The 14,798-nt window shown below is 46.0% G+C and carries 4 protein-coding genes; 1 reads left to right on the top strand and 3 read right to left on the bottom strand.

Translation table 11 applies throughout. The features are described from left to right. Window positions 1-314: 314 nt before the first annotated feature. Window positions 315-10,820 carry an InlB B-repeat-containing protein gene (locus AC1DBT_RS05425; RefSeq protein WP_480018920.1) on the bottom strand — a complete coding sequence of 3,502 codons (10,506 nt, stop codon included), beginning with the start codon at window positions 10,818-10,820 and terminating at the stop codon, window positions 315-317. Window positions 10,821-11,334: 514 nt separating this feature from the next. Between AC1DBT_RS05425 and AC1DBT_RS05420 the strand changes: the two genes are divergently transcribed. Continuing rightward, a complete protein-coding gene (locus tag AC1DBT_RS05420) occupies window positions 11,335-12,675 on the top strand; it encodes an ATP-binding protein (RefSeq protein WP_480018919.1) in 1,341 nt (446 codons plus the stop codon). A 78-nt stretch (window positions 12,676-12,753) separates the two neighbouring features. Here AC1DBT_RS05420 and sufU read toward each other — a convergent pair whose 3' ends face one another. Further along, window positions 12,754-13,299, bottom strand: coding sequence for a Fe-S cluster assembly sulfur transfer protein SufU (gene sufU / locus AC1DBT_RS05415; protein ID WP_480018918.1), 546 nt, complete (start codon window positions 13,297-13,299; stop codon window positions 12,754-12,756). 94 nt (window positions 13,300-13,393) lie between these two features. Beyond that, entirely contained in the window at window positions 13,394-14,653 is a 1,260-nt protein-coding gene (locus AC1DBT_RS05410; RefSeq protein WP_480018917.1) for an aminotransferase class V-fold PLP-dependent enzyme, read from the bottom strand. Window positions 14,654-14,798: the final 145 nt, after the last annotated feature.

Here is a 14,798-nt window from a genome sequence, read left to right as displayed (position 1 = left end):
TACTCTGCAGGTGAATATTGCGCGCAAGATTGCTGTGTCTACTTAAAGAGATGCTTACTTTGCAGGTGAATGTTACGCGCAAGATTGCCGTGTGCAAGATTTCCGTGCGCAAGATTGCCGTGTCTGCTCAAAGAGATAATTGGCTTTAGGCCGATCGCAGGTACATGAATATTCGCTATGTGGTTTTAGAAAAATCCCGTTCGCAGACTTCTACGAACGGGATGTATCATGAGCCAAATACTATAGGCCAAAACGTTTTAAAACCGCCGCCTCAGCGTTGATTCACACGTCAACGCTTATCGATGCACCAGCGTTTATTCATGCTTTTTACGATGATGGCGAGGCTTTTTCCTGCGTGCAAACGCAACGGCACTTATCATGCCTACGCCCATACCAAGAAGGTTTGCAGCATTTGCGGCAAGTGTAGGATCGGACGTCTTGGGCAAACGACGTTGCTGCGCGCCTGCTTTGTGCGTGTCTGCCTTATGCGTAGGCGTTACAGGAATAGGCGGTACGGGTACCGGCGTTGGAGGTACAGGTACAGGATTTGGCGTTGGCGGTACGGGATTGGGCGCAGGTGGAACAGGTGTTGGCACCGGCGTTGGAGCTGGCGTGGGCGCTGGTGGTACTGGCACGGGCGCCGGAATCAGCGGTACTGCTGGATATACAGGCGGTACTGGCGGCTCAGGCGCTGGATGCGGACGCGTTACCACAATGTGTACCACGATTTCTTTCTGCAAACCATAGGATTCACGACCATATTTGTCAGCGGCGTGCTTATCAACCACTTCAAACGTAAGGTCAATAGTGCGCTGTTCTTCGCCATCTTTCCAATCACTAATATGCGGCGTACCGCTTATGATGCACGTGTTGCCCTTGCCCTCACAATCAACCTTTATGCCATAGGGCAGATTTGTACCAGCTTTTGGCTTATACGTAGGCTTGTTTTGAGCGTCGCCAACAAGACGTGTGCTAAATGCCTGCTCAGCTTCGGTTGTAGTCTCAAACGCAAAGTGGGCAATCGGCAGCTTGTGGAAGTGCGCAAGATACACCACATCACCCTGGTTATTCGCCGCGTGCTTTTGCCACTCGTAGAACTTGTATCCTGGATCAGACACAACATTTGGCACGCCAATTTCTTCGTTGCCTTGGGCATGTGCCGCGCGTAGCTCTTTGTTAAAGTACAAAAGCGCGTTGGGGTCAATTGTGTAACCGCGGCGCACGTAGAACGTGGTATACGGCGACGCCAAGAAGCCGTGATCGCCCAGCGCTACCTGATAGGTTACTTTCGTGTAGTTCTGTTTGATGAACTTTGCTTCAGCCGTATCATCTGCGGGCAAGCTTTGAGCAGGTATCACGCGTGGCAGCACGCGAATATTTGCCTCAACCCATTTAATGGCCGTCTTAAAGATTGGCTTGCCGTCTTTGTCGACCTTTCCTTCTTTGACGACTTTTCCGTCCTTGATAGTAGTAGTAATTTCCTGCTCGTCGGTGTAATACTTCAAACCGAAGCGCACTTTATAGACGCCGGGTTTATCGGTCTTAATATCTTTATAACCGTTTTCGGGCGTTTCCCAACCAGCAAAGCGTCTATTGAGTACGCCATTGGTAAAGGCTTCGAGACCGTTTATCATAATCGGTTTACCCGTGCTTGGATCAATAAGCGCTTCCGAAGGCACGCCCTGTTGATGCTGGACGATGTCTTGCACCATTTCATCATAGGAAGGCATATCGTCACCCTCGGTAATAACCTTATCATCACGCGGAACAAGGTTAGGAATTTCTGCCTGTTTTGCGATGAAGGTGTAGGCATGCTTCGGGTTCGTTGAAGCTGCCTTTATCTCCTTAGGATCAGTAACAAGCTGGCCCTTGTTGTCGTACACATCCCAATCAACAAAGCTTCCAAGCTTGGCTTGTAAGGCTTGCATATATGGCGAGATGTCGCCTGCTTGTGCGTTTACGTAGTACACGTACGGACGCGACGAGCCGTCTTGCCAGGTGTGCTTTGGCGCTGGTAAGAACATCACGGGAACGTCACCGTCGTGCATGGTGCTTTGCTGGCTTGCGTCAATAACATAAGGTTGTTTTTCATACTGCGCAACAAAGGTGTACGTTGCGTTGGTGAAGGTTCTGCCGTACTTCGCTTCAATTTTACGTAAGGTCTTACCAAGGTTTTCGGGCTTGAGATCTTCTGCCGGAACTGTAACACTTATTGTGGTAGGCGTAGAGCCTCCCTCTGAAGCACCAGGTGTGCTACCTGGAGTTTCAGTTTGGACGAGCGTAGTGAACGGCGTGAACGCGTCGAGGCTTCTGCGGTGACGTAGTGAGCGCATAAGAGTGCTTGCGTGTGCGTTTGCACCAGGCTGCGGCGCGATACCCGGCTGCGTGCTGCCTGCTTGGGTGCCGCCTTGGCCTGGCGTGTTCTGCGTAATCACTAGTTGCCAACCTGTGAATACGTACCTGAACTTCTTACCAGTTTGAGCGTCGATTTGATTTTCCCTCGCAATAACGGTAGGCGTGTCAAGGACGATATCGGTATTCTTCCTTACATAGTATGTAGCTGTGCCAACAAGCGTACCTTTAGGCGTACCTTTAGTATCAGTAGCCGAAGAGAATACAACCTTTGCATAGTTGTCCTTAAATTGCTTCTCCTCCTCGGTATACTGTACCGGCTTGCTTGGATCAGTTTGAGCTTGCTCTTTTTCTTTGATCTTATCAGCAATTTTCTTGCCATAAGCGTCTGGCAGCACCTTGTCCATCACGCGCAGAACGCTTGTGAGCTTGTACACAATAGGATCTGCCATATCGGCATGCTTCACGGTTATGAAAATTGGCACCGTGTACACGCCAGCGGCATCGGAGTTTGGCTTCTTCTGGTCATTCTCGCCGTAATGTACTTCGATGTCATAGGTTCCGTCTTCTTTTCTAGCAATGTTATCGCCTTCAAGCGCCTTGATGTTATCGATAAAGTCTTTTGCCTCTGGCACTTGACCATACTGCGTAATAACAATCTCGTTTTTGACGGTAGGATCGACTACAGCCTTTTGATGTGCAACAAATTCTTGGAACGCATCCTTTGACAGCCACGCCTTAGTATTGACCTTGTGCGCATCGTTCATGCTTGGAATAAACGTCGACTGACCATCCATCGATGACTTCGACCAGTCGCCCTCATAGCCATGCAGCTGCTTGCCCAGCTCAGCAACAATGCTCTTTGATGGATCGTTTGTAGGCTTACCGTCTTTGTCAATCTTGAAAATATCGGTGTCTTTCTTAATGTAGAGTACCTTAGGACCGGTTGAGTTATCTGACCACTTGCGGCCAGGTGCCGGCTTAAACGACACGACGACCGAATCAGCAGGAACGGTGCCATCTACCGGACTGTTTTCTACATACTTAATCTTTTCATATACCGCCTTGTAAATAAGGTCGCCCGTCGTCTCCTTCGACACTTTGAGCGTGTCAGCATCGGACGTGCCGAACTTAATGTCGTCCTTCCCGAGCTCGTTCTTGTCGTCTGTTACAGCCGTATCTGTCGATTTAACCAACTTCCAACCAACAAACCTGTAGTGGTAACCATCTTCCACATAGTCCTGGTTGAGGATCTTTGGCACGCGGGCTTTCAGATCCTGGTCTTTGGCAAGGTAGTAGTCCACAAAATTCTTTGTTTCGCCAATAATAGTGCCCTTGTGCTGGTGCTTTTCGTTATCGTCGGTAATGAACGTAAGCTTGCGATAATGGCCGTCGAACACCTTAAAGTCGATAGGCTGCTTTTCGTTTGTTGGCTTGTTCTTGCCGTACAGCACGCTGTATATAACCTTGAGTTGCGAGTTGAGCATAAATACGCTCTCGCTGTCCATGTCACGGTACTTAATCGTTACCTTAAGCGGCACAAGATAGGTGCCCGCAACTTTGGACTGCGGCGCCTCACCCACAAATTCAACCTTGTACGACTCAATATTCTCTTTACCAGGTACAACAACACCGTTCTTCATGAGCAGATTTTTGAGGTCTTTATCATTCTTAATAAAGTCGTTTGCCGATGGCACCGTTGTGTTTTGAATAATGGCCTGGTATTTATCAATCGTCTTAGGCTCGGTGTGCGGTGTTTGATGGGCAACAAACTCCTGGAAGGCGTTATTGGATTTCCATCCGTCTTCGCCAGCTCCCTCTTTCATGCTCTTGATGAGCGTAATGCCGTCCATCGATGACTTCGACCAGTCGTTCTTATAACCCGCAAGCTGCGATCCTAGTACTTGCAGGATAGATTGTGTGGTAGTGTCAGTATCTTTAATAGGTCTGCCGTGCTCGTCAAGGCGCGAAATGTCCATGCCCTTCTTGATGTAAAGGACTTTTGGTCCAGTTGAACCATCCGCCCATTTGCGCCCAGGCGCCGGCTTAAAGGACACAACAACTGAATCTTCGGGTATCGTTCCGTCGGTAACATTGGTTACGATGTAGGGAACTTTCTTATATTGTGCCTCGTAGATAGCATTTTCTTGCGCATCAAAACTAAGCGTACGCTGGTTGGCATTCAGTAATACTTCTTTCGCATGAGCACCACTTTGTACTTTCTTCCAACCCGTAAATACATAGTGATAACCGTTTGCGATGTAATCTTTGCCTGTAACTTGCGGGATGGCAATTGTGTAGTTAGCGTCGTCTTTTTTATACGCCAGATATTGAAGCTCGCTTTGCTCGGTGCCTTCAGTAGCGCCAGATACTTGACCAGGCTCTTCTGTCTGGCCTGTTTCATGGCCGCTTGCATCTACAACAGGAGCTTTCTTGCTTACAAAGGTAATGGTGGTGTACTGGTTCTTAAGCGCTTCATCTGCTGGAGCGTTCTTCTTTTCAAGTACATCACCAAGCACATGCAAAGCACCCGTGATGTTGTACACACGGGTATGCGTAGTCTCAGCGCTATCTTTATATTTAACGGTTACTTTGATAGGTACCGTGAGGTTTGCAGCAGCATCAGTTGAAGGAGCCTTTACGTATTCAGCGCTAATGCTTTCAAATGGAACACCATCAGCAGGCTTAAACTGGTCTGCATTCTTTACAAAGTCAATTGCCGCAGGTGCTTTTGTACCTTGGATGATGGTCTTTTCTACACCGCCAACAGGATCAGTATACGGTGTTTGATGAGCAACGAACTCTTGGAAGGCGTTGTTCGACTTCCATGCATCATCTGCAGTACCTGTTGGCAACGCCTCGCCATGATCTTTCATACTGTCAATCTGGTCAATACCTTCCATCGAAGACTTTGTCCAGTCGAAAGCATAGCCATACAGCTGATTGCCAAGCCAGGCAAGAACGCTCTGGTTTTGATCTGTAACAGGTTTTCCGTGTTCATCAATCTTTGAGATGTCTACACCCTTCTTGATGTAGAGCACCTTAGGACCAGTCTTTCCATCTTTCCACGCACGTCCTGCTGCTGGCTTAAACGATACAACCACGCTATCAGGTGGAACAGTACCGTCTTCACTCTTTTCTACAACGTAAGGCACTTTCTCATACATTGCAACATAGGCGGCATCATCGGTAGGTTTAATGTCTTTGTAGTGGTCTTTTGCTTCAATATCAGGCTTAAAGTTCTTCCACTTGAAGTCGGCTGGCAAGGTATCGGGCGCAGCAGACCCTGCGGACGTTCCGTCCACTTTCTTCCAACCACGGAACACGTAGTGATATCCTTTGGCTTCAAAGTCGTGTCCAGCAGCTAAAGGCACATCAAGCTTATAGGTATCAACAGGTGCAGCGGCAGTTCCAGCGTACACATACGCCGCAAGCGTTTCATAGTCACCAACGGTTTGGGCCGTTTCGCGACCCGTCATAATACCATTGGCGGTTCGAGACTTAAACGTGTATTTCTTGTAGTGCGCGGCAACAACGTCAGCATCATATTTACTCAGTTCGCCTTGCAGGAACGAGCGCGGCATAACGGTATAGAAGTAAGGTACTTTTTTGTGTACACGTTGACCAGCTCTACCTGCAATAACTTCGATAAACACTTTGTGTTCGCCCGGAGTTGTGGAATCAAGTTTTGTTACAGGATTACCCTTTTCATCCAAGAAACGATACTCCGCAAGCTCACCAGGCAAATTGTCTGTTTGATTCTTGTAAGCGGTATAGTTCTTGATGAGATCCTTCGCCGTTTCATTCGCCTTCAGCACTGATTCATCAGGCAAAATATAGCGATGCTCAGCTGCAATAGGATCAATCATCACAAAATGCTTTACATACGAGCGGTCTTTGCTGTCGCGACCCTTAAATTCAAAGTCGCCTTTTTCTTCAAAGCCCTTATCGGGTACCGCAACAGGAGCTTCAATAACGTTATCTTTGTACTTATCAAGTACAACAACATTGGTGAGTGTATCAAGCGTTTCTGTTTTAGTGCCACCTTGCCCGTCAGAAATTTGGCGCGACAAGCGACCGTTTTGATCGGCTGAATAGGTGACTTTGTAGTAGCCCTTGGGCGCCTCGGTCGTGGTATCGCCACCAACAAAAGCAATCTGCGTTTTAGTAAAGTGAGCGGTATACACTACCTTGTAGGGGAATTCCTCCGAATATACGGGCAGGCGATTTGCACCGTCCACCGTCGGGTTGCCTGCTGCATACACCACTTTCGATGTCCAACCTGTAAAGGTATAGCCCTCTTTTGCATGAGGTGTGGGTAGTGGTGCCTCATACGCTTTTATTCCCTTAACAACATCAAAGGTAAGGGTATTGGTTGTTTTGCCTGTGTCACCTGTGCCAGTTCCATTAAACGGAGCTAAATTTCCACCGTCTGTATGCGAAGGCGTAGAAATTACTTGACCGTTTTGCATGGAAAGTTCTGTAGTCTGTGTATCAAATTGCAGGCGAGAATAATCATCGGGCGTTGCTTGGCTGGCATCTGCGCGCGAAAGAATGCGAACGTCATCATAGATAAAATCTACGTCGTAGTTATTCTTGTATGCGCCGTGTTCGTCTGCTTCAAAATGGAGCTGACGAGCCAGTGCTTGGTTGCTTCGTAAGCGATAACCAAGAATCGTTTTGGCGTGAGCCACGTCAAAGGTAAGTCTATTGGATACAAAGACTTCGGGCGTGCGAAGCTCATGCCCCGCAGCGTCTTTATAGTGGACGGTAAAGCGCCGTATTGCATATGGCGTATATACAAATTCTGCGTTGTTATTTTTCTCGTCCTCGCTCACCATAAATGTTGTATAGGTATGGTCAGGATAATAGTTGCCATTGCGATAGACTGCCTCTGCAGCATAACTTGAACGTGGCCTTAAATTAGTAAGTACGTTTGTTTGGATGTCGGCAACCATCTTTTTAAGTTCTTCTTGGTTGTTAGTATCCTTAGCTTTTTTGTAGTCTTCTGCCGTATATCCTTCTCGTAAAAAGACGTGAGACATGGTACCAGATACACGTTTATCCTCTATCCATTGAGCTTTAATGTGAAGATCTTCAAGAATGGGAGATGTAAACGCAAAGGGCAACCACTCCTCGCTTCCGTCTGCTCTTGTGTATTTTTGCATCCAGCCGTTAAAAATATAACCTGGACGATCGGCAACCGCAGGAAAATAATCGCGCTTTTTATCGCTATTTTTTTTATCGCTATCAGTATCCTGTACGGTGGTGCGTGCCTTTTTGGCACATGCTCCATGCTTTACAAACACTTTCGTATGTTCAGGTGCGTCTGGGCGCGCCATATCAACATCTATGGTGTGAATGGTGTCAACGCGCTTCCAACTTGCATAGAGCGTAATGCCGTTTGTTTCAAGCGGAATATTTCCAAGAACCTTTGCAATTTCTTCGGGAGATTTCTTAAGAAGATCTGCGAGTTCTTGAGCAGTATAGGCAGTGCCGTCTGCTTTTGTGACGGCAAGTTTGTTGGTACCTGTGGGATCAAGCGACCAGCCTGCAAATTCGTAGTCTTCGGGAATGTTGTCAGGACGCGAAAATGTGTATGTTTTGCCGTTAAGAGTAAAGGTATAACTTGAAGCAAAGTGCTTGCCAGCGGCAGGCGGATTCTTGATAACACCATCATTATACCTGCCTGCAAATTTTCTTATGTTTGTAGCGTAAGGTTCTTGTGTGCTTGCCTGCGTACCGTTTGAATCCTTAACTTGTGTAATTTCATCAACATTAAAGCGAACGCTCACATTTTTGCGCTTGTACTCGAAGATCAAAAGACCATTTTCTTCGAGTTCTGCGCCGTTAGAACCTTCTGACGTAAAGACAAGATGAGGGAATTTTTTTGCAACCCAGTTTTTAAATTCATCGTCGTCATCATCAGGGTCTTCTCCGCCTGGATGATCTTTTTCCCATATATCTGCAAGCTCTTCGGCAAGCTTTTCGTAATATTTGTCTTCCTCGGGTTTGTCTTCTATTTTCTGTGTTTTGTTAACCGCCTCAAAGCCCTCAATGGTGGGGGCTTCGTAGTCGTAGCTGCTGTTCAGCGTGTCGTCTTTGGTATAGCTGAGTTCAGACACTACATACTCGCTGTTGTCATCATTTCTGCGCGCAGATTCCTCGGTTTCAAGCTTAACCAGAACATGTATTGATCCCGCCTGATCGTTGTTTGCATCGGGAACAAGGACGCGCTGATAAGGCGTAAGCTTTTCTCCAAAAAGGCGGATATTGTTCTGCGAAAAACGTTCATTATCTTTCTGAGGCGCTATAAAGTGTTTTTCGTCAAAGCGATAGGGTGGTGTGTCTATAAAGATAATTTTACCAGCGTCGTTTGCAACTCTCCAGCCTAAACCAAATGCGAGTGAGTCGTCGTCTTGCGTTTTGTATCGTTTTGTTTCGGCATCTGTAGGAAAATCGCTTGTGTAATGAATGGTTTGTCCAAAGCGATAAGTAACTTTATAGAGCTTGTCCTTATCGGTATTATCGTTATATTCCTTACCACCTTTTGTAATGGTAATGTGGTCAACCGAATCAAACAGTTTGTTACTTGTGCCGCCCGCGTTCACAATATCGGGGTTCGCGAAAATAAGCTCGTAGACGCGCCTGTTAAACACTTTGTTCACCACGGTGGTGCCGTCAGGGCGAATTTTCGTAAGCGCACGCATTTTTTTAGCACCAAAATACTCGGGCTCTTCGACGTCGTTTAGCGCTTTTGTTCTTGCTTCACTTGCTTGATCTTCCATGAAGTACTTTTTGAAGTCTTCTTGATCGTTGATGGCTCCGCGCAAGTTCTTATCTGGCCAGGTAAGCTGGAGAATTTGATCCTCGGTTAAGTTCAAATCATTATCCTGGATGGTACCGTCACTCTTGCCTTCTTTTTTCACCTGACCAATAAAGTCGTAGTTATCCATATTGGTAGGGTCATCAGGCTTAGGAAGATCAGCCTTTTGCACCCAGATATTAATGTGATACTCCGCTGTTTCTTTTTCTGGCGCCCAATGTGCTACAAAATGAACATCGCTATCAGGCATGCTGTTAATCTTGCTGGCATCTTTGCTGTTATCGGGTGTTTGAGGCGCGGGCGTTCCAGATGCTGTAGCAGGCGTGCTCGTAGACGGTTCCTTAGTCCATCCAAGAAACGTGTAGCGTTTACGTTTGGGTACAGGCACCGCATCAACTTTCATGCCATAGTAAAACGTCTTTGACTGAATGGCTGTGCCACCCTGCGTATCGTAAGACACTTCATGTCTATTAAGCAAATAGCGTAACTCAAGAACAAGATGCTTCTTTGCAAGAGATGGATTATTCAAATTGTTGTCATCATCGTCTGAATAATCTTCGTCATCAGGAATGGGGGAGTTAATAATATTTGGCTCGGGCGTATAGCCTTCGATAGTTACTGGTTGAGCATAGAGGTTTTGTCCAACTACACCTTTTGCCTTACTTACTCTAATTGTGTGAGATTGACCCTGTTTATCCTTAATGGTAATTTGCTCGTTAATGCCTGTGAACTCAATGAACTTTTGGGGGTCATTGGGATCTTGGAGCATGTGACGCACATAATACGTAATAGTCTTAGGGCGATAATTAACCGTAAAGTTAGAAATAATATTGGTATCGGTAGACGTAATGGTATTTTTATGAGCTTCAATTAAGGTGCGGTCTATCTTTATGTATGTTTGTACCGACGCGTCTTTTTTGGTATCAAGAATGTATTTCCCGTTTTCTTTAACGTAGTTACCACGTTGCGCGCGATAACCTTTTGTTTCTACAACAGAAATATAGAGTCCTTGACCTTTAGGGTCACTTATCTTGGTAAGTTCGTCATCGGTAAAGGTAAACTCTGTTGGTTGTAAAAGCTGTTTTTGGTGGTAGCCCTCAACGCAATAGGATACCGTTAGCGTATAGGTTTTCTTGTTGTCTTCTTCGCGTTTTACCTGGGTGTTTGCCTCTTCTTGCGTTGTTGCCGAAGGGTTTTTATCGTTTGGGGTAATAACTGCAACTTGAGGCTTTTCCGAGGCAGATGATCCTTGCGTCGAAACGCTTTCTGCGTTTGGACCTGCGCTGTTTTCTCCAGAGCGATCCATGCTTGCAGGAGTGGACTCTTTTGGCGTGTTTGGTTGGTTTGCGGTGTTTGGTTGGTTTGCGGTGTTGGCCGCACCTTGACCAGCGCCGTTGGCCGTGCCTTGGCTCCCATCAGGCAGCGCAGCCGCAGCCTTTGGCTTAGGGGTTGAAGAAGATACTTCTTGAGTTTGTGTTTCATGCACACTAAGCGGTTCGGCTTGTGCGATTGGTGCCAGAGCAATGGTTGAAGCAATCGCAACCGATGCTGCAACACTGAGCTTTGTTCCCGTTTCTGCGGCAAGAGCTTTTTTGAGCTGCGTTTTTCTGGCGTGCTTTTGCAAACGAGTTTTATGCGTCATGTTGTAATCACCTAAACTTTTTGGACCCTATCGAATGAATATAAATAAATAACATTTTATATGAATGTCTGGCTGGTTTTGAGCACATCTTAAAGATATATGGTAATTGAGCGCGTTTTAGAAAACATTATGGGGGGGGGGGTCACGTTTTCCATGGTCAAGGCGTTACTATTTTATGAATAGCGCTTCTGCATAATTACGGTTTTTTTGCGTGCTAAATTGGTATTCACCAGTACCACACAATTAAATGCGTATAAAGCCACGTAATTTATTCATAAATTTTACGGCTTGCCTGATGTACGCGCTGTGCCTGTTGCTCTTAATATCCTAGAAATCATCCCTCGTTATCGCAAAAATATATAATTATGTGATAATCGTCACATAAATACGTATAATTATGTGATAAACATCACAAAAATATATATAATTGTGTGATGAGCGTCATCAATCGCGCTGATACTAAAACGGCAGTTTCTATCGGAGCAAACGTACTACACATGAAAGGTGAGCAGGTATGAATAGACGTATTATGAGCAAACTTGTAGCATGGAAAAACTCACCATACCGCAAACCGTTGATACTACAGGGCGTACGCCAAGTTGGAAAAACTTGGATATTAAAAGAATTTGGCAAGCGTAACTATAAAAATGTTGCTTATTTTAACTTTGACGAAAACAAAGACTACAAGCAATTTTTTGAAACTACTAAAAACGTGGACCGTGTCCTGCAAAATCTCATGCTTGCAAGCGGTCAGAACATCGAAGCAGAACACACGCTCATTATATTTGACGAAATTCAAGATTGTCCAGAAGTAATTAACTCACTGAAATATTTTTGCGAAGACGCGCCACAATACCATATTGCGTGCGCGGGCTCGCTGCTGGGAATAACGCTTGCAAAACCATCATCATTTCCGGTGGGAAAAGTAAATTTTATGCAGATAAATCCTATGACATTCACGGAGTTTTTACTTGCTAACAAAGATGAAAACCTCGTGCAATACCTTGAACAGATTGATACCTTAGAGCCGCTTCCAGACGCTTTTTTTAATCCTTTGTATGAAAAATTAAAAATGTACTATGTGAGCGGAGGTATGCCTGAACCTGTTTTAATGTGGACGCAAGCGCGAGATGTAAACGCTGTGCAGTCGGCGCTGTATGAAATCATAACAGCATATGAACGAGATTTTGCAAAACATCCCAACGCGAGCGAGTTTCCAAAAATATCATTGATTTGGAAGTCTATTCCGTCTCAGCTTGCGCGCGAAAATAAAAAATTCTTGTATAAAGTTGTTAAAGGCGGTGCACGGGCAAGAGAATATGAGGATGCTTTGCAATGGCTTGTATCAGCGCAGCTTGTAAGCAAAGTGTATCGGAGCGCTGCGCCAAATCTGCCTGTATCTGCCTACGATGACCTGTCCGCTTTTAAGATTTATCTGGTAGATGTTGGGTTACTTAGACGATTAGCGCGTCTTGCTCCCACTGCGTTTGCAGAAGGCAATAGGCTGTTCACCGAGTTTAAGGGCGCGTTAACAGAAAACTTTGTGTTACAAGCGCTTCTCAACCAGTTTGAAGTTACGCCGCGATATTGGGCGCAGACAAATCCACCGTATGAAGTTGATTTTCTTATCCAACGAGAAAATGATATTTTTCCGATTGAGGTTAAGTCTGAATCAAATACGCGCAGTAAAAGCTTGAAAAAATTCAAAGAGCTGTTTCCGCAGCAAACAAAACTGCGCATCCGATTTTCGTTGGATAATTTAAAACTGGATAACGATGTGCTTAATATTCCATTATTTTTGATTGATTGTACCGATAAGCTTATAGAACTTGCGCTTCAGGAGCTAAGGCGTTGAGCTTTTAGCTGAGAGCACATAGCTCTTTTCCCCTGTCGCGCGCAAGCAACGAACGCAGCGCAAACAACGGCTACGGACTTATAACCCCTTTGCGTGAGAAGGCGCTACTTGGCAAGCCTGCGTGGTATCGGGGTCGCTATGTACACCTAACATTTCTTGCAGCGTAGCCCATGCAAGTTCTGCGCATTTTACGCGCGCTGGCATATGAGAGATGTCTTTAAGCATGGCCGCGTCTCCTAAGCTGTCAAGCGATTCGCCATCTTTTAGCTGGTTGCGCACCATACGGCCAAAAAGTTCGCACATCTGCAACGCCTCGCTGCCAGTTTTGTCAATAATTGCGTCACTCATCATATCGGCAGATGCCTGACTAATAGCGCAGCCATGCCCTTGATAGCATGCATCACGAATAATGCCATGCTCATCGAGCTTCAGCGAAAACGTAAGTTCATCGCCACAAGACGGGTTAACGCCTTCGTGCGAAAGTGTTGGATTGTCCATAGAATAGCAATAATCGGGATGATTGACGTGATCCATAAACAGAGCGTTATAGAGGGTAGGAGCGCCCATTACTCCGGCAGCAGGCTTTTTGTCAATCGTTTGGTGCGGGTTTTTGTTCATATCCATAGTGGCTTTCCTTGCTGGTTGTTTGCCGTTTTGCATGCGTTCGGTTTGGTCTGTAGCATCGCGCGGTGCGCACGCCGCCACGGTGCACGCATAGTTATCGCTTAAAAATATCATGCACCGCTTGCAGTGCGTCAATAAGGCAATCAATATCGTGCGCGTCGTTATAAAACGCAATACTTGCTCGGCAGGTACTTTGAACACCCAAAGAGTTCAGCAGCGGTTGAGCACAGTGATGACCTGCGCGAATGCAGACATTATACGAATCAAGAATAGATGAAACGTCGTGCGGATGTACACCGTTTACATTAAACGAAACAACACCTCTATGGCGCGCGGGGTCATGTGCTCCGTAAATATCGATAAAGCTCAGCTCTGACAAGCGTGAATACAAATATGCGCTCAAAAGAGCCTCGCGATGCTCAAGCTTTTTCATATCGTGCGTGTCAAAATAGCTAAGAGCCTTGTCAAATGCGTAAATGCCTGCAGCGTCCTGGGTTCCTGCCTCAAACTTTTCGGGGACTTGCGCCCACGTTGCAGAAGAAGTGGTTACCGAGTCTATCATCTCGCCACCCGTTAAAAATACGGGCATGCGTTCAAGAATGTCAAGCTTTCCCCACATAACGCCTATACCAAAAGGACCAAGTGCTTTATGCGCAGAAAACGCAAGCAGATCACAATTAAGCTGTTGTACGTCTAGCTGCATATGTGGTGCGCTTTGAGCGGCATCCACTACCATATAAGCACCTACTTTGTGAGCAAGTGCAGCAATGCGTGCAATATCGTTGGTTATGCCTAAGACGTTAGATACATGTGTAAGGCTTACAATTTTTGTTTTGTTGGTAATTTTGCGCTCAAGTTCTTCGTCTGAAATGCTGCAGGTATCGTCTAGGTAGAGATAAGTTAGCTTTGCATGCATTTTTTTGCATATTTGTTGCCATGGAATCATGTTTGAATGGTGTTCCATAATACTAATAACAACTTCATCGCCAGGCTCCAAGCACATTGTTCCCAGTGATTGAGCAATCAAATTTAAAGATTCCGTAGCGTTGCGCGTAAAGACAACCTCGCGTGCGCGTCCTTTGCCGTTGGCATCAACTGCACCAATAAAGCGTGCAACATGAGCGCGTGTGGCCTCAATTGCCTCGGTTGCCATAACAGAGAGCTTATACAGACCGCGCAAAGGGTTTGCATTCATGCTTTGATAAAACTCGCTTTGCGCATTGATGACCTCTAAAGGCCGCTGTGCTGTGGCTGCGCTGTCTAAAAACGCAAGTTCTTTGTGTTGAGCTAAAAGCGGAAAATCCTGTTTATAGGGATTTTCCTGCAACGCCTGTTCGTCGTTGGTTGCGAGCATTATCAATAAAACCTTTCGTGTAACGTTTGTTGCGTAACGCAGTGTAACGTTTGTTGCGTACCGTTGTGTGCCGCCGTTTAACGCTGCGTACCATCGCGACTTCCTAGACACTTCTGTATGAAAGTCTATGAGTCGGCGTGTACCA

The organism is Fannyhessea sp. C0108B2, assembly GCF_056583915.1.
Note: the sequence above shows the minus strand (reverse complement) of the source record. Positions and strands in the feature narration are given on the sequence as shown.